Source organism: Mesorhizobium sp. M0119, from assembly GCF_040322615.1.
Lineage (GTDB): Bacteria > Pseudomonadota > Alphaproteobacteria > Rhizobiales > Rhizobiaceae > Mesorhizobium.
Window position 1 is genome coordinate 106,899 of the sequence record NZ_JAMYTU010000006.1, and the last position, 16,800, is coordinate 123,698.

Consider the following 16,800-nt stretch of genomic DNA (forward strand, 5'->3'; position numbering starts at 1 on the left):
GCCCTTCACCCTTGCCGTCTCGCCATGAAGGCTAGGCGCTCGAACAGATGCACGTCCTGTTCGTTCTTCAGCAACGCGCCATGCAGTTTCGGCAGCGCGTTTTTCGGGTCGCCGCGCAGGTCCTCGGGCGCGATGTCGTCAGCGACCAGCAGGCGGATCCAGTCGAGTGCCTCGGAGGTCGACGGCTTCTTCTTCAGGCCCGGCACGTCGCGGATCTCATAGAACTGGGTCAGTGCTGCTCGCACGAGGTTCCGCTTGATGCCGGGATAGTGCACGTCGACAATTTTGTGCAGCGTCTCGACATCGGGAAAGCGGATGTAGTGGAAGAAGCAACGGCGCAGGAAGGCGTCCGGCAATTCCTTCTCGTTGTTGGAGGTGATGATGACGATGGGCCGGACCGTAGCGCGGATGGTCTCGCCGGTCTCGTAGACGAAGAAGTCCATCCTATCCAGTTCCTGCAACAAATCGTTAGGGAATTCGATATCGGCCTTGTCGATCTCATCGATCAGAAGCACGACTTTCTTGCCGGCGGCAAAGGCGTCCCACAGCTTGCCGCGCTTGATGTAATTGCGAATGTCGTTGAAGCGCTCGTCGCCGAGCTGGCTGTCGCGCAGCCGCGAGACGGCATCATATTCATAGAGACCCTGCTGCGCCCGCGTGGTCGATTTGACGTGCCATTCGATCAGATCCAGGCCGAGCGCCGCCGCCACCTGGCGGGCAAGTTCGGTCTTGCCGGTGCCGGGCTCGCCCTTGACCAGCAACGGCCGCTCCAGCGCGATCGCCGCGTTGACCGCCACCATCAGATCCTTGTCGGCAACATAGGCTGCCGTGCCTTTGAAACGCATTTTTGCTCCCGGGTTCATCGCGCGACCCTAAGGACGCGGCCTTCGCTGTGCAAGGCGCTGCTGGCGAAGCGGGGATCTTGCCGGCGCTGACCTCGTTGAGGGGTTCTGCGTCGATTTAAGACTCGAAGCGTGTCGTCTCTCTGGCGCTGGGCCTGCCGTCTGCCTATATTGGCGGGGACGGTCTGCGCTTCCCGGCAGGAGAACATTTTCCCCGGGGCCTTAATGATCCCTAGGGAGCTGTCCCTGGGAAGACCCGTGGGTTTTCTCATACGGCGCCCACCTACTTTGTAGGTTCCCGGGATCGCTCTCTCCACCGGTTGTGTGGATCGTCACCTATCGAAAAGGCCATATCTGGCGGATATTGTCGTCGCGCCGCTTTGTGCGGTTCGCCCCGCTCCTCCAAAACGTCGCTCGTAAAACTCTATCCAAATCTGACCTTTTCCACCATCGGCGCATGACATCCCCAAAAGACCTGAAAAAAAATTTCCGCAACCAAGCCCTCGGGCGCCGCGACGCGCTCGATCCTTTCTGGCGGGTGGAGGCAGCACTCGAAATGGCCGAGACGGCGCGCGACCAGATCACGGTCGAGCCGGGCCAGATCGTCTCCGGTTTCTGGCCGATGCGCTCGGAAGTCGACGTCCGGCCGCTGATGTTTGCCTTGCGCGAGAAGGGCGCAAGGCTCTGCCTGCCGGCCATTCTCGACAAGACCACCATCGTTTTTCGCGAGCTGGTGCGCGGCGCGCCGATGATCGACATGGGCTTCGGCACCGTCGGGCCGCATGAGGAAGCCGAGGTGCTCGATCCTCAGGTGATGTTGGTGCCGCTTGCCGCCTTCGATGCGCGCGGCCACCGTATCGGTTACGGCGCCGGCTATTACGACCGGGCGATCGCGCGGCTGGTCGACAAGGGGCAGCAGCCGCGGCTGATCGGCATTGCCTTCGACTGCCAGGAGGTGGCCCTGGTGCCGGACGAGCCGCATGACATGATCATTCCGGAAATACTCACCGAGAGCGGGTTGCGCCGGTTCGCGCCGAAATTGTAGATAAGTTCCTGGACGCATGGTCTTTTCCGAAAGTCATGCCGCTTTTGCTTCGCTGACCTTCAGTTCAGGATCACGCTTATATGAGACTTCTCTTCCTCGGCGACATGGTCGGCAAGACAGGACGTACGGCGGTGTGGGAACAACTGCCCGGCCTGATCTCGGATTTCAAACTCGACTTCGTCATCGTCAATGGCGAGAACGCCGCCGGCGGCTTCGGCATCACCGAGGAGATTTTTCGCGAGACGATCTCGGCCGGCGCCGATGTCGTCACCACCGGCAACCATGTCTGGGACCAGCGCGATGCGCTGATTTTCGCGCCGCGCGAAGAGCGCTTCCTGCGTCCGTCCAATTTCCCCAAGGGTACGCCGGGGCGCGGCTCAGGCGTCTACATCGCCAGGAACGGCGCGCGCGTGCTGGTCGCCAACATCATGGGCCGGGTGTTCATGCATCCCGAACTCGACGATCCGTTCCAGGCCGGCGAGCGCGAACTTGCCGCTTGTCCGCTTGGCGAGCAGGCCGATGCGATCGTTATCGATTTCCATGCCGAGGCGACCTCGGAAAAAATGTGCTTCGCTCATTTCGTCGACGGCCGTGCCAGCCTTGTTGTCGGTACCCATACGCATCAGCCGACCGGCGATCATCAGATCCTCAATGGCGGCACCGGTTATATTTCCGATGCCGGCATGTGCGGCGATTACGATTCCTCGCTCGGCATGGACAAGGAGGAGCCGCTCAACCGGTTCTTGTCCAAGGTGCCGAAAGGCCGCTTCGAGGCGTCGACCGGACCGGCGACATTGTGCGGCGTCGGCGTCGACATCTCCGACCGCAGCGGCCTGACTGAACGGATCGCGCCGTTTCGCCGCGGCCCGCGGCTGGAGGAAACGGCTCCATCCTTCTGGTCGTGACATTGATATGGACGCTTGCAGTACCCAATTGCCGGCGAAACTGCTCTAGATCGTAGAGGGGACGACCTCCATGCAGCTAGTCGAATTCCTGGCGCCGCATTTCGCCTTTGTCTCCGACCCGACGGCATGGGTCGCGCTGCTGACGCTGATCGTGCTGGAGGTCGTGCTCGGCATCGACAATCTGATCTTCATCTCGATCCTGACCAACAAATTGCCGGTAGCGCAGCGGGCCCGCGCCCGGCGGCTCGGCATCTCCGCCGCGCTGGTGATGCGGCTGATCCTGCTGGCCACCATCTCGATCATCGTCCAACTGACTACGCCGATATTCACCGCCTTCAGCCATGGCTTTTCATGGCGCGACCTGATCCTGATCGCCGGCGGCCTGTTCCTCGTCTGGAAGGCGACCAAGGAGATCCACCACACGGTCGATCTCGATGATCACCAGGACACGATGATGGGCGAGACACTGCAGCTGTCGCTGGCCGGCGCCATTTTCCAGATCCTGCTGCTCGACCTCGTCTTCTCGATCGACTCGATCATCACCGCCGTCGGCATGACCGACGAAATCGCGATCATGTACATCGCGGTGATCGTGGCGGTGAGCGTGATGATGCTGGCGGCCGGACCGTTGGCCGATTTCATCGCCAGGAATCCCAGCATCGTCATGCTGGCGCTCGGCTTCCTGCTGATGATAGGCATGACGCTGATCGCCGACGGCATGGGTTACCATGTGCCGAAAGGCTACATCTACGCCGCCATGGGTTTTTCGGCACTGGTCGAAGGGCTCAACATGCTGGCGCGGCGGCGGAAGAAGGCAAAGGGCGGCGGGCACTAAGGATGGCCCACCGCGGCTAACCTAATTTGCCGGGACGCCTTCCGGATGGCGGTCGCCGATCAGGCCAAGCGTCAGGCCTTGCTCCAGCCACGCCTTGGCGCCGGCGAGCACCAGCGCAAAACCGCCGGTCGAGTCGATCGCCTGCTTGACCTGCTGATCGGGGCTGCCGGCAAAGCCGAAATTGCGGACCTCGACAAAGGTCGTACCGCCGGGCATCTCGGCGAAAGTCCACACAACCGTGGTCGGTGGATCGCTCCATTGCATGACGATCTTCTTGTTTTCGACGACCTCACTGACATTGACCGTCGTCGAGACGCCGTACATGCGCCATTCCCAACTGATTTCCTTGCCGCTGTCCAACCTGTCGCTGCCATGGGTGAACCAGAACTTCGTCGTGATCGCCGGATCGACGAAGGCTTCGAATACGTCGGCGACCGGCCGCCTTATTAGCATGCCGGCTTCGGCGGTCGGTGTTTCACGGATTTCCATATCGTCCTCCTTTCCACGGCACTGCGGCCTGTTCACCAGGCATCGGGCTCGCGCACGAGGTGAATGATGTTGGCCGGGTTGGTGATCCAGCCGCCGCGAAAGCCTTCACCGAGTGCCTCGATGGCGTCGCAGCGCACGACGCCGGCCTTGGCGAGATGCTCCGCAGCGGCCGGAAAATCATCGGTGAACAGCTCCAGCCAGATCTCGGCTTGGCTAAGCATCGGCGCCTCGTCGATCCACAGTCGATTGGGACCGAGTTCGAAGCCGACGGCCGGCGGCTTGGCCGTGAATGGCTTCAGGCCGACGACGTCGCGATAGAAGGCGATCGTCGCCTGGTATTGATGTGGCGGCACCTTCATGGCGATGTTGATGCCGCCGGTGATCTTCGCGGCCATTTTTGCTGCTCTCAGATGTTGTTCTCATCGGCCGGCTCGCCCTTCATCTCGCTGCGGTAATAGCCGTCGCGCAGATTGATGCCGTATTCGATATAGGCCTTCATGCAGGCCAGCATCTGCGACCAGCCCTCGCAATTGAGGTAGGATTTCTTCAGGCCGACCGCGTCCTCGTGCCAGCCGGTCTCGGCGATGGTGACGAAGGTGCCGCCATCGTCGAGCGGTTCGAAATTTATCTCGATGCGGGTCTTGTAGGCTGGCTTGCCGTCGGCGTCGCTGGCATCCCAGCGCAGCACGATGCGGCTGTCTTTCTCCACCTTGTCGACCTCCACGGGAACCTTGCCCCACCAGATGACGGTGGCGCCCGCCACCAGCGGTGCGCTGGCGCCGCCGATCGTTGTGAAATAGCCGCTAAGTTTCTTCGGATTGACGACCGCATCGAAGACTTCGGCGACAGGTTTGCTGATGCGGCCAGAAACCCTGAATCCAAGAGACATATCCACAGCTCCTTCCTTGAATGGCTCAATGATATGTTATAGAAATATAACATGTCAAGCCAATCACGAGACGACAATGTTTTCAAGGCGCTGGCGCATCGGCGCCGGCGTGCGTTGCTGGACCAGCTGAAGGATGCGCCGCAGACCACCGGCATGCTGTGCGATGCCTTCCCCGACATGGACCGCTGCACGGTCATGCTGCACCTGAAGGTGCTGGAGGAGGCCGACCTGGTCGTGGCGCGGCGCGAGGGCCGCGAACGCTGGAACCATCTCAACGCCCTGCCGATCAAGCGCATCCACGACCGCTGGATCAGCCAATATGCCACGCACGCGATCAGCATCCTCGATCGGCTGAAGTCCGACCTGGAGGGATGAATGGCCGCAGAAGCCTGCCACTTTCGGGTCTTGAGACACTTGCGTGTCCGACGCAATGGCGCGGCTGGACGAATTGAGCCGATTTATCTATAAGCCGGCCATTCCGACAGAGAGCGCCGTCCGTCCGTCAGGGACGCAGCAGGACGTTCTGAAATTTTGAATTCGAGCATTTTGCAAGATGTCGGGTGGTTCACCGGGCGGCAGATGCTCTAGCCGAGAAGACGACAGGGGTGCCATGGCTGGCCATTCACAGTTCAAGAACATCATGCATCGCAAGGGCCGCCAGGATGCGGTGCGATCGAAAATGTTTTCCAAGCTGGCGCGCGAAATCACCGTCGCCGCCAAGAGCGGTACGCCCGATCCATCGATGAATCCGCGCCTGCGCCTCGCGGTGCAGAACGCCAAGGCGGTGTCGATGCCGAAGGACAATATCCAGCGCGCCATCAACAAGGCGTCGATGGGCGATGCCGAGACCTACGAAGCCGTTCGCTACGAGGGTTACGGGCCAGGCGGCGTCGCGCTGATCGTCGAGGCGCTGACCGACAACCGCAACCGCTCTGCGTCGAATGTGCGCGCTGCCTTCACCAAGGCCGGCGGGGCGATGGGCGAGACCGGCTCGGTTTCGTTCATGTGGGACCGCGTCGGCGAGATCTACTATCCGGCATCGGCCGGCAGCGCCGAGAAGGTGATGGACGCGGCGATCGAGGCTGGCGCCGACGACGTCCAGTCGGACGAGGAAGGCCACACGATCTATTGCGCCTTCGAGAATCTCGGCGAAGTGTCGAAGGCGCTGGAAGGCGCGCTCGGCGAGGCTGAATCGGTGAAGCCGATCTGGAAGCCGCAGACCAATATCGCGGTCGACGAGGAGCGGGCACAATCGCTGATGAAGCTGGTCGCGACGCTCGAAGACGACGACGACGTGCAGAGCGTCTACGCCAATTTCGAGGTCGACGAGGAGACCTTGGCGAAGCTTAGCGCGGCATGACCCAACACGCGCTGCCCACAGTCCGCATCACCTATTGCACCCAGTGCCTATGGCTGCTCAGGGCCGGCTGGATGGCGCAGGAGCTGTTGTCTACCTTCGGCACCGATCTCGGCGAAGTGACGCTGGTGCCCGGCACCGGCGGCATCTTCACCATTTCCTGCAATGACACGCTGGTCTGGGACCGCAAGCGTGACGGCGGTTTTCCCGACGCCGCAAAACTCAAGCAACTGGTTCGCGACGTCATCGATCCGGATCGCGATCTCGGCCATGCCGATCGCAACGGCCATAAGTCAAAAGACCCTGCCTGAGGCCCTTTTACACTTCCGTCCTGCATTCACCGCCATGCGAAGATGAAGCAGCCCAGCGCCACTATGGCAGTGATGGTGCGGACATGATTCCACATCACCCAATCCCTGAGATAAGTGGCCCATACCGCAGCGCCGTTGGCGCTTGCCGGATCGACTGCAGCCAGGGCGTTGTTGAGCGGCACGTTGAACATCATCGTCACGATCGGGTTGCCGACGAGGTAGATCAGGGCGCCGGCGAGGAGCCAGAATGCACCCGGTTGGCTCCAGCCGATAAGAGCGCCGGCGGCAAGGACAAGACAGACCAGCCCGGTGCCGAAAAGCGCAGTCATGAATGCCGGCGTAATCACGGTGATGTTGATCGAATTCATGGCGGCGATGCCGCCTCCGGCAGGCAAGCGGGCGAGCGCCGGCATGATAAAGTTGGAGAAGGCGAAGAAAACGCCGCCGACAACGCCTGAGCCAATGGCAGCGACGAAGGTGAGGGTGGGAAGCAGTTTCATGATCATGTCAGTTCCTCCAGATGCCTGTGGCGGCGGTTTCGGTTGCGTAGGCGGAAAAGTCTTTTGGGGCGCGGCCGAGCACGCGCTGGACGCCGTCGGTCAGCGACTCGTTGCGGCCGTCCAGCACTTCGGTGAACAGCTCGTTAAGCAGCCAGGCGAACTCGGCCGGCAATCCGTGCTCGGCTATGGCGACGGTGAACTCGGCATGTGAAATCTGCTTGAAGGGAATGTCGCGGCTGGCGGCCCTGCCGATCTCGGCGACCGCGTCGGCGAAGCTCAGCAGCCGCGGCCCGGTCAGTTCATGGAGCTCTCCGACATGGCCTGGCTCGGTCAGCGCGACGAAGGCGGCTTCGGCGATGTCGTCGGCATCGACGAACGGCTCGCCGACATTGCTGACCGGCAAGGCCACCTCGCCTTCCAGCAAGGACTCGACGAGAAAACCTTCGCTGAAATTCTGCGAGAACCAGGCGCAGCGCAGGATCGTCCAGTCAGCGCCCGAGGCTTTCAGCATCTCTTCGGCGCGCTGGGCTTCGGTCTCACCTCGGCCTGACAGCAGCACCAGCCGGGTGACACCGTTGGCCAAGGCGAGCCGGGCGAAGGCGTCGACGACTTCGGCGGCGCCCGGCACGGCAATGTCGGGGTAGTAGCTGATGTAGACGGCACTCACTCCTTGCAAGGCCGGGCCCCAGGTCGCCGGAATTTCCCAGTCGAAGCTTGGGCTGCCGGAGCGCGAACCGATCCGCACCGGCGTGCCATGCGCCGTCAGCCGCTCGGCAAGGCGGCGGCCGGTTTTTCCGGTGCCGCCGAGTATCAGAATTGGTTTCGATGTCGTGTCAGTCATTTCGGTTTCCTCTGTTTTCCAAATGTGAGTAATCCTCACATTTGCAAAACGTGATAAACCCTCGTATTTTGCGAGTCAAGCCAATTTGTTGATTGTTCGTCTGGAGACAGTGATGGAAGGCTCTGCCGTATCGGATTCACAGGACGGCCAGATCGCATCGCCGCGCCGGGCGCCGAGCCAGCAGCGCAGCCGCGAGCGGGTCGAGCGCATGTTGGCCGCTGCCTCGGCGCTGATCGCCGAGCAAGGCAGCGACGCCATGCGCATGGGCGAGGTTGCAGAGAGGGCCGGCGTGTCGATCGGCTCGCTCTACCAGTTCTTCCCGGACAAGCGAGCGATCATCTGGGCGCTGGCCGAACGCTACACTACCGAAAGCCAGGCCTGCATTGCGGCAGCGCTAGCCGGGGTCAATGACGCCGAAGATCTGCGCCGGGCATTTTCGGAACTGGTGGATATCTACTACGGAATGTTCCTGGCGGAGCCGGTGATGCGCGACATCTGGTCGGGCACGCAGGCCGACAAGGCGTTGCGCGAACTTGAGCTCGCCGACAGCCGGGCCAACGCCGAATTCCTCACTGCGGTGCTGAAGCGGTTGCGGCCGTCCGCCGATCCGGAAGCGCTGGAAACGACGACATTTCTCATCTGGCAGATGGGCGAGGCCGCAATGCGGTTGGCGATTTCGGTCGACCGGCAGGAGGGTGACAGGCTGGTTGCGGCCTACAAGCGGATGGCGCTGAGGGAGCTGGGGGACGACTAAGGGACTAGCTGCCCCAATACATCTTCAGCATCTCCTCGCGTTCGTCATCGGGGAACATCACCATCCGGGCCATACTGAGACTGCCATGATGGAATGCGACAACGGCCAATGCGTACGTCGCAGTTGTCTCGTTGGTCGTGGTTGCCAGGTCTCGCAACGCCAGACGTAGAAGTGTCTGCCAAGCCGACCTGTAGTGCGGTTCGATCCAATCCGGGATCGGCGGATTGCGCTCATCCGCCAGCCGAGCCTCTTCGATTACGGCAGCGAGGCCGTAGGTTGCCCAGTCCGCGGGGACGTGTTCAGCCGAGATGCGAACGATCTCCGGGATCGCCGCGTAGGATGCGCTACCGACATCCCCTTGATGGTGCAATTCCTCCCACAGTTCGTCCCAGATCGTTTTGTCGTCGTAGCGAACAGCCAACGCGCGCAAGGCCGGTCTCGGGTCGTAAACGACTTGGTATCCGCCCCGGAGATCAGACCACCGCTCGTCATTAAGTTCTATCACCTGTGTCCCCACCATGATCGGCTCAGCCTCCTATCGATGGGACGACATGGCAACAAAAAACCCGCCTCAAGGGCGGGTTTTTCTGATACGAAAGGCTTGGGGCTTAAAGGCCGAAACCTTCGAAACGCTTCTTGAACTTCGACAGGCGGCCACCGCGGTCGAGCAGGGTCTGCTGGCCGCCGGTCCAGGCCGGATGGGTGGTCGGGTCGATATCGAGGTTCATCGTATCGCCTTCCTTGCCCCAGGTCGAACGGGTCATGTATTCGGTGCCGTCGGTCATGACGACCTTGATGGTGTGATAGTCGGGATGGATGTCGGTCTTCATGGTTCTGTTCCTGGCTTGCCGGGTGCTGCCGACGGGCTGCGCCTGCGTCGATGCGCCCCTTTTTAAAACTCGAAGCCGCAGCTATTGAGGAGCCACGGCTTCTAAAACGGTCGGCGAGCCTATACATCAGCCGGAATTGAATCACAAGGCCGTGGCAAGCGCATATTGATGGCGCAAACCTCAAAGGGCCAAAGGAAACGGTCATGGCGAACATAAGCGGCGATGCAGACGAGCGCAGGCGCTCGCTGAGGCCGCTGCAGCGCCTGTTTCCCTACATCACCCATTACCGCAAAATGATCATCGGCGCGATCGTCTCGCTGGCCGTCGCGGCGGCGACGACGCTGGCGCTGCCGCTGGCGGTGCGGCGGATGATCGACCACGGCTTTTCGGCTTCCGATTCCAGCTTCATTGCCGAATATTTCGCCATGCTGGTGGTGATGGCCGCCGTGCTGGCGGCGGCGTCGGCCAGCCGCTACTATTTCGTCATCACGCTCGGCGAGCGCGTCGTTGCCGATATCCGCCGCGATGTCTTTGCCCACGTCACCAAACTGTCGCCCTCCTTCTTCGACACAGCCCAGTCGGGCGAGATCGTCTCGCGGCTCGCCGCCGACACGACACAGGTCAAATCCGCCGTCGGTGCCACCGCCTCCGTGGCGCTGCGCAACGTCATCCTCGGCCTCGGCGCCGTGGCGATGATGGTCTTCACCAGCCCAAAACTGTCCGGCCTGGTCATCGCGGCCATTCCGTTAATCGTGCTGCCGCTGGTCGCCTTCGGCCGCTCGGTGCGACGCAAGTCACGGCTGGCGCAGGATACGCTGGCCAATGCCACCGCCTATGCCAGCGAGCAGATCGGCGCGGTGCGCACGCTGCAGGCCTTCACCAACGAGAAGCTTGTAACCGGGTATTTTTCATCCGCCGTGGAAGCAGCGTTCGAAGCGGCGCGGGCCTCGATCTTTGCCCGCTCCTTTCTCACCTTCTTCGCCATCTTCATGATCTTTTCCTCGGTCGTGGCGGTGCTATGGTTCGGTTCGCGCGACGTGCTCGACGGCACGCTGTCGCCGGGCACTCTTGGCCAATTCCTGCTCTATTCGGTGTTCGCCGCCGGCGCGCTCGGCGCCCTGTCGGAGGTCTGGGGCGAACTGTCCCAGGCAGCGGGCGCTGCCGAACGGCTGACCGAGATCCTGGCCGAGAAACCCGCGATCCAGGCGCCCGCCGATCCGAAGCCGCTGCCGGCAAAGGCGAGAGGCGCGATCAGCTTCGACGATGTTTCCTTCTCCTATCCGGCCCGGCCCGACCGCGCCGCCGTCCATGGTCTGAGCTTTCAGGTCAAACCCGGTGAGACGCTGGCGATCGTCGGGCCATCCGGCGCCGGCAAGAGCACGGTGTTTTCGCTGCTTCTGCGCTTCTACGATCCTGAAGCCGGCAGGATCGTCATCGACGGGGTCGATCTGCGCGAGGCCGATCCGGCCGCGATCCGCGCGCGCATTGCCATCGTGCCGCAGGATGTCACCATCTTTGCCGCAAGCGCGCGCGACAATATCGGCTTTGGCCGGCCCGGCGCCGGCCAGGCCGAGATCGAGGCGGCGGCGAAGGACGCGCTTGCCGACGAGTTCATCCTGAAACTCGAAAAGGGCTATGACAGCCAGGTCGGCGAGCGTGGCGTTACGCTGTCGGGCGGCCAGCGCCAGCGCGTGGCGATCGCCCGCGCCATTTTGCGCGATGCGCCCATCCTGCTGCTCGACGAGGCGACCTCGGCGCTCGATGCCGAAAGCGAGACGCTGGTGCAGACGGCGCTGGACCGGCTGATGCAGGGCCGCACCACAATCGTCATAGCCCATCGGCTGGCAACCGTGCTGAAGGCCGATCGCATCCTGGTCATGGATGGTGGCTGCATCGTCGAGGAAGGCACGCATCAGAGCCTGGTCGCCAAGGGTGGCATCTATGCGCGGCTGGCCAAGCTGCAGTTCGATACCGGTGCGAATGCTTTCAGGGGCGCGGCCGAGTAAGTCCGCCCGCGGCCGCCGGGATTCTTCAGCTACCGAAGGCTCGGCGTTTGCCGCGTCTATAGGCGATGAACAGGGGAACGCCGACAAGCAACGACAACAAAAGCATGCTGGCGACGGTCTGTCGCTGCTCCTTTGCCGGATCGCTGAGCTGCACATCGGCAGGCGGCTCTTCATAGGTAAAATCGTACTGCCAGCGAATTTGGTCTGCGACCTCATCGACGGTTTTCAGATAATCGGCAATCGCCTTCGCCGGCACTTCAGTTGCCAGCGTCTGAAAGTTCCATTCAACTTGAAATTCGGTGGGCGTGTTGGACCAGGACGCCTTGAGAGACAGATAGGGCGTCACGACGTTTTTCATCGACTCGCCGGAAAATCTCGCCTTGAGGTTGCGCACGGTCACCTTGTGGCGGCGGTAGAACTGGGGGCCGAGGGAGACGGGCCCGGTTCGGTCGACGATTGTCGGGGTTGGAAAAGAGTTGTTGCCGAGATCGGCCGCGCGGATCGGGAAATTCTTTGCCAGATCGTTGGCCGCCAGCGCCTCCGCCGGCAAGCGATAACTTTCCTTCACGCTCACTATGTTGCCGTCGCGGCGATCCACGATTTCCGGCTTGGCGATGGTTTGGACGCCCGGATATTGCTTGTTGTAATATTTCAGGTAAGCGTCCGACACCTCGCTCAGCGACCGGCTGGCGAAATTGCCGCGCATCCAATCGGCATCGGCGTCCTCATATGTCGAGAAGACGGTCAGCACGAGGGGATCGCCCGGTTTCGGCGGAAAGTCGAATTCCTCGGCGATCTGGATCGATGGGCTGGTGAGTACAGGGCTCGGCATCTTCTCCAACCGGCCGGTGCTGGAAAGCGGCAGCGCGAAGCCGTAGTCCGGCTGTGCGAGATTGTACGCCCTGCCGCCCTGAAGATAGTTCGTGGCGTCCAGCCAATATGTCTTTGCTCCGATCCTTGCCTTGACGATGGCATGGTCGAAATCGCGAAGCGCCGGCAGATGCTGGTCCAGGGCCCGTCCCTCGTCGAGATCGGCCAAGGCGACCTCGGCAGCAATGCCAAGCCGCACAAGCGATGAAACCAGCAGCAGTGCCTTGTCCTTGCAGTCACCAAACCCGCTCAGGATGACCGTCGCCGGATCACGCGGAACGTAGGAACCGGCACCCATCGACAGGCTTACATAGCGGATCTGGTCCTGCACCAGCCGCATTGCCTCGACCATCCGGTCTTCGGGCACCGGATGCCGCAGAGCGATGTCGTCGAGCTTTGCGGCAAAAGCCGAGGGAAAAACGGTGGCTGGCTTGTAATAGGGCGCAACAGCATCGACCACACTTTGCCAATTCGCGGTAGACGCGACATCGATGGAGCCCCAGCCAGGATAGGTCACGGGCAGGTTGTCCTCGACATTGATCGGTTTCGGGTTTGGAATTTCCCATAGATAGGTGGTGTCCGGCCCAGTCGGGGAGATTGAGGGCTTGAGTCGGGTTCCCCTGGTCTTGATCTCGAGCGGCTGGCCCGAAGGCCAAATGATGCTTGTGCGGATAAGCGCTACCGGCTCTTCCCATTCGGTGGAGAAATTCTTGAAGAAAAGATCCTTGCCGACGAGCGGTGTTACTTCATAGGTCGACCCGTAATCGACGATGTCGCCGGTACGCACATCATCGATGTTGACATGTGCTGTCAGCCAGCCGTCGAAGACGCCTTTCTCGGCGTCTCTTTCCCTGCGGAAGATGTCGAATTCGACGCCTTCCAGCCGGTCCAGAACGGCGCCATCGCGGATGATGTGAAGATGGTTGAGCGTGACCTTGTGCCGGGACGGATCGAACTGCAGATCGATGCTCGCGCCACGATCCAGGCCGGGACGGTCGACGATTTTATAGACGGTGCGCGAGTACTCGACATAGCCGCCGGCGCGATGTTTGATCTGGTCGTCCGAGAGCAGCCATGAAACCCCATTCTTGATTTGATCCGATCGGGTGGGATCGGCAGGCGGAATATCAAGCTGCTTTACCCAGCTTTCTGCCGGACCCTTGAGAACCATGTCGTCGGACATGGCCGGAGAACTCAGGCCGATCAATAAGATGAAAAAAACCAAGCGGGGCCAGAAAGACTTCATCCTATGAAAACTGTAACAGACAGACATCTACGCTCGCCCAACTTGGAAGAACTCCTTTTTCAGAGGCTTTCCCACCAAAGTAAAGGCCAGTTTCGCGGATTTCTGCGGTCACCGCGGCAAGAACCGGGAATAGATGAAGCGCCTCAGTTCCCGTACCGCTTCTTCAGGTGATCAGTGAAATGAAGGGCATTGAGCTTTTCGCCGGTGGCGCGTTCGAGCAGTTCCGGCGTCGACCAGCGGGAGCCTTGCGACCAGATCCTTTTGCGGCGCCAGTCGTTGATCGCGGCGAAATCTCCCTTGGCGAGGTCTTCGTCGGCTGAAGGATGATCTCTGGTCAGCGCCGCCCATTGCTGCGCCGCCATCATGGCGCCCAGCGTGTAGGAGGGGAAATAGCCGAAGGCGGCACCCGGCCAGTGGACGTCCTGCATCGGACCATCAGCCGGATTGTCTGATGTCGACAGGCCGAGATAATCGCGCATCTTGGCATCCCAGGCCTCGGGTAGGTCGGCTGCCTCCAGCCGACCCGAGACAAGCTCCTGCTCCAGCTCGTAGCGCAGGATGACGTGCAGCGGATAGGTGACCTCGTCGGCATCGACGCGGATCAGGCCGCGCTCGACCCGGTGCACATGCGGCAGGATGTCGTCGATCGTCCAGCTCTCACCAAGGTGTCTTTCGACCACCGGCAGCGCCCAGCGCCAGAATTCTGGATTGCGGCCGATCTGCTTTTCGACGAACAGGCTCTGGCTTTCATGCACCGCCATCCCGCGTGCTCTGCCGAGCGGCCAGTGCGCCCACGCCTTCGGCAGGTTCTGCTCGTACAGCGCATGGCCGGTCTCGTGCAGCACGCCCATCAGCGCCGACAGGAAATCCGAGGTCTTGTAGCGGGTGGTGATGCGGACGTCGCTCGGCACGCCGCCGCAGAAGGGATGGTGCGAAACCGACAGCGAGCCGTGGGTGAGGTCGAAGCCGACTGCCGCCATCATGGCGAGGCCAAGCTCGCGCTGCTTGTCCAGGGGGTAGCTGCCGGAAAGCGGCTTCAGCGGATGTTTCGCCAGCCGCTCTTCCTGCACGGCCAGTGCCTCCGGTACGAAGCCTTTCAGGAAGGTCTTCAACTCGGCAAACACAGGCGTGATGTCGGCGGTGCGATTGCCCGGGTCATATTGCTCCATCAGTGCGTCGTAAGGCTCGAGCCCGAGCACCTCGGCGCGAAGTGCCGCCTCCTCGCGGACCAGCGCCACGACGCCTTCGAGCGCCGGCAGGAAGCCGGCCCAGTCGTTCTTGGCGCGCAGGTCGCGCCAGAGTTGCTCGGAGCGCATGCGCGCGGTCGTCTGGCGCTCGACGAACTCGACCGGCAGGCAGGTCAGGTTGGTGTATTGCCGGCGGAATTCCCTGACCGCGGCCTGCTGCTCTTCGTTCAGCGTCTCCTGCTCGGCCGCCGCGATCCAGTCGGCAATCTCCGGCGTAGTCGCGCGGGCATGGTGCATGCCGGCAAGCGCCGACATTGCCTCCGCGCGCTTCTCGCCGCCGCCGACCGCCATATGGGTCGCCTCGTCGGCGCCGAGGATGGCGAGGGCATGTTCCAGCGCTTCGAGCTTGTGGCCGAGGTCGTCGAGTTTTTGAAAGGACATTGTGGGTTCCGCTGATTTGACGGCGGGAAAAGATACCAATGCAAAACTGTTGGCAACCCCGAAGACCGTCTGCGACCGATGCATTGAATGCCGGCCGTAACGGCCGAAAAGCATCTTGCGGAAGCGGTGGCTTGCGTGATCAATGTCGTCCGGCGGCGGCAGACCGCGATGGGGAAGAGCGAAACATGATCGCCAATGTGCTGGTCGGGCCGCGGGCCGTCAGGTTCCGTCGCGTCGCGATGAGGGAGGCATCGCCGGCGGTTCTCGGCCCCTTGCCAACAGCTAGTGACGCGTCGTGGCAAATTGTAATTAAAAAAAGGTAATTTTTTCAGCTCTTGCCGCTGCCGCACCAGTGCCCTAAATGCCGCCGACTTGAGCCGGCTCGACCTGGCGCATGATACAAGCCAAAGGCTTGCAGATCACCGCTCGGTCAGCTTCAACTCGATGCGGCGGTTCTTGTTGCGCGCCTCTTCGGTATCGGCGGGGTCGAGCGGCTGGAATTCGCCGAAGCCAGCGGCGACCAGCCGGTTGGCCGGCACGCCGTTCTCGATCAGGAACTTGACCACCGATGTCGAGCGCGCCGTCGACAATTCCCAATTGTCGCGGTAGCGGCCGGTGCCGGAGAGCGGCTTGTTGTCGGTGTGGCCGTCGACGCGCAGCACCCAGTTGATCTCCGGCGGGATTTCCTTTTGCAATTCGATGATGGCATCGGCGAGCTTCTTCATCTCGACCTTGCCGGCATCGTTGATCACTTCGGAGCCGGTCGGGAAAAGCACTTCCGACTGGAAGACGAAGCGGTCGCCGACGATGCGGATGTTCTCGCGGTCGGCGAGAATTTCACGTAAGCGGCCGAAGAAATCGGAGCGGTAGCGGTTCAGCTCCTGCACGCGTTGCGCCAGTGCGACGTTGAGGCGGCGGCCGAGATCGGCGATCTTGGTGTTGGATTCGCGGTCGCGCGTTTCGGACACGTCGAGCGCTTGTTCGAGCGCTGCGATCTGCTTGCGCAGCGCCGAAATCTGCTGGTTGAGGATCTCGACCTGGCTTAGCGCCTGCTGGCTGATCTGGCGCTGGCTGTCGAGCTCGCCGGAAAGTGCCGTTGCGCGCTGGTTGGCGGCATCGCCGGCACCGGCGCCTTGCGCCAGCAATTGCTCGAGCCGGCTCTTTTCCGCCTCCGACGCGGACAGCGATGCCTGCAAATTGGCGAGGGTGTCTTCCTTGTCCTGCGTCGTCGAGCGCTCCAGCGCCAGAAGCTGGGTCAACTCGTTGATCTGCGAGTTGAGGCGGTTGAGCACCGTATCCTTGCCGGAGATCTCGCGGCCGAGCAGGAACTGCGCCAGCACGAAAACCGTGAGCAGGAACATGATCGCCAACAGCAGCGTCGACAGCGCATCGACGAAGCCCGGCCAGTAATCGATGCGGCGGTCGGAGCGCCGGCCTCGTGCCAACGCCACG

At 61.9% G+C, this 16,800-nt stretch carries 19 protein-coding genes and 1 other RNA gene; 9 read left to right on the forward strand and 11 right to left on the reverse strand.

Annotated elements, in window-relative coordinates; translation table 11 throughout:
* Nucleotides 1–5: 5 nt before the first annotated feature.
* Nucleotides 6–845, reverse strand: a complete 840-nt coding sequence (locus NKJ40_RS08335; protein WP_352465672.1) for an AAA family ATPase — start codon at nucleotides 843–845, stop codon at nucleotides 6–8.
* A gap of 176 nt (nucleotides 846–1,021) precedes the next feature.
* Here NKJ40_RS08335 and ssrS point away from each other — a divergent pair.
* From ssrS to NKJ40_RS08355, 4 genes are all read left to right on the forward strand, one after another.
* A non-coding RNA gene (gene ssrS, locus NKJ40_RS08340) (6S RNA) lies at nucleotides 1,022–1,177 on the forward strand.
* Nucleotides 1,178–1,299: 122 nt separating this feature from the next.
* The gene (locus NKJ40_RS08345; protein ID WP_352465673.1) at nucleotides 1,300–1,887 is read left to right on the forward strand and encodes a 5-formyltetrahydrofolate cyclo-ligase; all 588 of its coding nucleotides are present in this window, start codon (nucleotides 1,300–1,302) and stop codon (nucleotides 1,885–1,887) included.
* A gap of 80 nt (nucleotides 1,888–1,967) precedes the next feature.
* Nucleotides 1,968–2,792, forward strand: a complete 825-nt coding sequence (locus tag NKJ40_RS08350; RefSeq protein WP_023678036.1) for a TIGR00282 family metallophosphoesterase — start codon at nucleotides 1,968–1,970, stop codon at nucleotides 2,790–2,792.
* 70 nt (nucleotides 2,793–2,862) lie between these two features.
* Nucleotides 2,863–3,627, forward strand: a complete 765-nt coding sequence (locus NKJ40_RS08355; RefSeq protein ID WP_352465674.1) for a TerC family protein — start codon at nucleotides 2,863–2,865, stop codon at nucleotides 3,625–3,627.
* A gap of 21 nt (nucleotides 3,628–3,648) precedes the next feature.
* Here NKJ40_RS08355 and NKJ40_RS08360 read toward each other — a convergent pair whose 3' ends face one another.
* From NKJ40_RS08360 to NKJ40_RS08370, 3 genes are read right to left on the reverse strand one after another with little or no spacing between them, the layout of a single operon-like run.
* Nucleotides 3,649–4,116, reverse strand: coding sequence for an SRPBCC family protein (locus tag NKJ40_RS08360; protein ID WP_352465675.1), 468 nt, complete (start codon nucleotides 4,114–4,116; stop codon nucleotides 3,649–3,651).
* Between the two features lie 32 nt (nucleotides 4,117–4,148).
* Nucleotides 4,149–4,511 carry a VOC family protein gene (locus NKJ40_RS08365; protein ID WP_352465676.1) on the reverse strand — a complete coding sequence of 121 codons (363 nt, stop codon included), beginning with the start codon at nucleotides 4,509–4,511 and terminating at the stop codon, nucleotides 4,149–4,151.
* 11 nt (nucleotides 4,512–4,522) lie between these two features.
* Nucleotides 4,523–5,005 (reverse strand): SRPBCC domain-containing protein, encoded by a 483-nt coding sequence (locus tag NKJ40_RS08370; protein WP_352465677.1) that lies wholly within the window; start codon nucleotides 5,003–5,005, stop codon nucleotides 4,523–4,525.
* 51 nt (nucleotides 5,006–5,056) lie between these two features.
* On the opposite strand from NKJ40_RS08370, the gene NKJ40_RS08375 reads away from it, so the two are divergent.
* The 3 genes from NKJ40_RS08375 to NKJ40_RS08385 all read left to right on the forward strand — a co-directional run bounded on the left by NKJ40_RS08375 (nucleotide 5,057) and on the right by NKJ40_RS08385 (nucleotide 6,673).
* Nucleotides 5,057–5,380, forward strand: a complete 324-nt coding sequence (locus NKJ40_RS08375; RefSeq protein ID WP_352465678.1) for an ArsR/SmtB family transcription factor — start codon at nucleotides 5,057–5,059, stop codon at nucleotides 5,378–5,380.
* A gap of 235 nt (nucleotides 5,381–5,615) precedes the next feature.
* Nucleotides 5,616–6,365, forward strand: a complete 750-nt coding sequence (locus tag NKJ40_RS08380) for a YebC/PmpR family DNA-binding transcriptional regulator (RefSeq protein ID WP_023678028.1) — start codon at nucleotides 5,616–5,618, stop codon at nucleotides 6,363–6,365.
* On the forward strand, nucleotides 6,362–6,673 hold the full coding sequence (locus NKJ40_RS08385; protein WP_352465679.1) for an Rdx family protein: 312 nt from the start codon (nucleotides 6,362–6,364) through the stop codon (nucleotides 6,671–6,673). The genes NKJ40_RS08380 and NKJ40_RS08385 overlap by 4 nt, the downstream gene beginning before the upstream one ends.
* A 26-nt stretch (nucleotides 6,674–6,699) precedes the next feature.
* On the opposite strand, the gene NKJ40_RS08390 is transcribed toward NKJ40_RS08385, so the two are convergent.
* Nucleotides 6,700–7,179, reverse strand: a complete 480-nt coding sequence (locus NKJ40_RS08390) for an anthrone oxygenase family protein (protein ID WP_352465680.1) — start codon at nucleotides 7,177–7,179, stop codon at nucleotides 6,700–6,702.
* Nucleotide 7,180: 1 nt separating this feature from the next.
* Complete coding sequence (locus NKJ40_RS08395; protein WP_352465681.1) at nucleotides 7,181–8,014, reverse strand: NAD(P)H-binding protein; 834 nt, start codon at nucleotides 8,012–8,014, stop codon at nucleotides 7,181–7,183.
* Between the two features lie 112 nt (nucleotides 8,015–8,126).
* Here NKJ40_RS08395 and NKJ40_RS08400 point away from each other — a divergent pair, with 112 nt between their 5' ends.
* Nucleotides 8,127–8,768 carry a TetR/AcrR family transcriptional regulator gene (locus tag NKJ40_RS08400; protein WP_352465682.1) on the forward strand — a complete coding sequence of 214 codons (642 nt, stop codon included), beginning with the start codon at nucleotides 8,127–8,129 and terminating at the stop codon, nucleotides 8,766–8,768.
* A 4-nt stretch (nucleotides 8,769–8,772) separates the two neighbouring features.
* Here the strand turns inward: NKJ40_RS08400 and NKJ40_RS08405 are convergent, their stop codons facing one another.
* The gene (locus NKJ40_RS08405; RefSeq protein ID WP_352465683.1) at nucleotides 8,773–9,288 is read right to left on the reverse strand and encodes a hypothetical protein; all 516 of its coding nucleotides are present in this window, start codon (nucleotides 9,286–9,288) and stop codon (nucleotides 8,773–8,775) included.
* Nucleotides 9,289–9,376: 88 nt separating this feature from the next.
* Complete coding sequence (gene rpmE, locus NKJ40_RS08410; RefSeq protein WP_006327661.1) at nucleotides 9,377–9,598, reverse strand: 50S ribosomal protein L31; 222 nt, start codon at nucleotides 9,596–9,598, stop codon at nucleotides 9,377–9,379.
* Nucleotides 9,599–9,801: 203 nt separating this feature from the next.
* On the opposite strand from rpmE, the gene NKJ40_RS08415 reads away from it, so the two are divergent.
* The gene (locus tag NKJ40_RS08415; protein WP_352465684.1) at nucleotides 9,802–11,604 is read left to right on the forward strand and encodes an ABC transporter transmembrane domain-containing protein; all 1,803 of its coding nucleotides are present in this window, start codon (nucleotides 9,802–9,804) and stop codon (nucleotides 11,602–11,604) included.
* Between the two features lie 25 nt (nucleotides 11,605–11,629).
* On the opposite strand, the gene NKJ40_RS08420 is transcribed toward NKJ40_RS08415, so the two are convergent.
* From NKJ40_RS08420 to NKJ40_RS08430, 3 genes are all read right to left on the reverse strand, one after another.
* The gene (locus tag NKJ40_RS08420) at nucleotides 11,630–13,657 is read right to left on the reverse strand and encodes a DUF3857 domain-containing protein (RefSeq protein ID WP_352465685.1); all 2,028 of its coding nucleotides are present in this window, start codon (nucleotides 13,655–13,657) and stop codon (nucleotides 11,630–11,632) included.
* 206 nt (nucleotides 13,658–13,863) lie between these two features.
* Nucleotides 13,864–15,348 (reverse strand): carboxypeptidase M32, encoded by a 1,485-nt coding sequence (locus NKJ40_RS08425; protein WP_352465686.1) that lies wholly within the window; start codon nucleotides 15,346–15,348, stop codon nucleotides 13,864–13,866.
* 419 nt (nucleotides 15,349–15,767) lie between these two features.
* On the reverse strand, nucleotides 15,768–16,799 hold the full coding sequence (locus NKJ40_RS08430) for a peptidoglycan -binding protein (protein ID WP_352465687.1): 1,032 nt from the start codon (nucleotides 16,797–16,799) through the stop codon (nucleotides 15,768–15,770).
* Nucleotide 16,800: the final 1 nt, after the last annotated feature.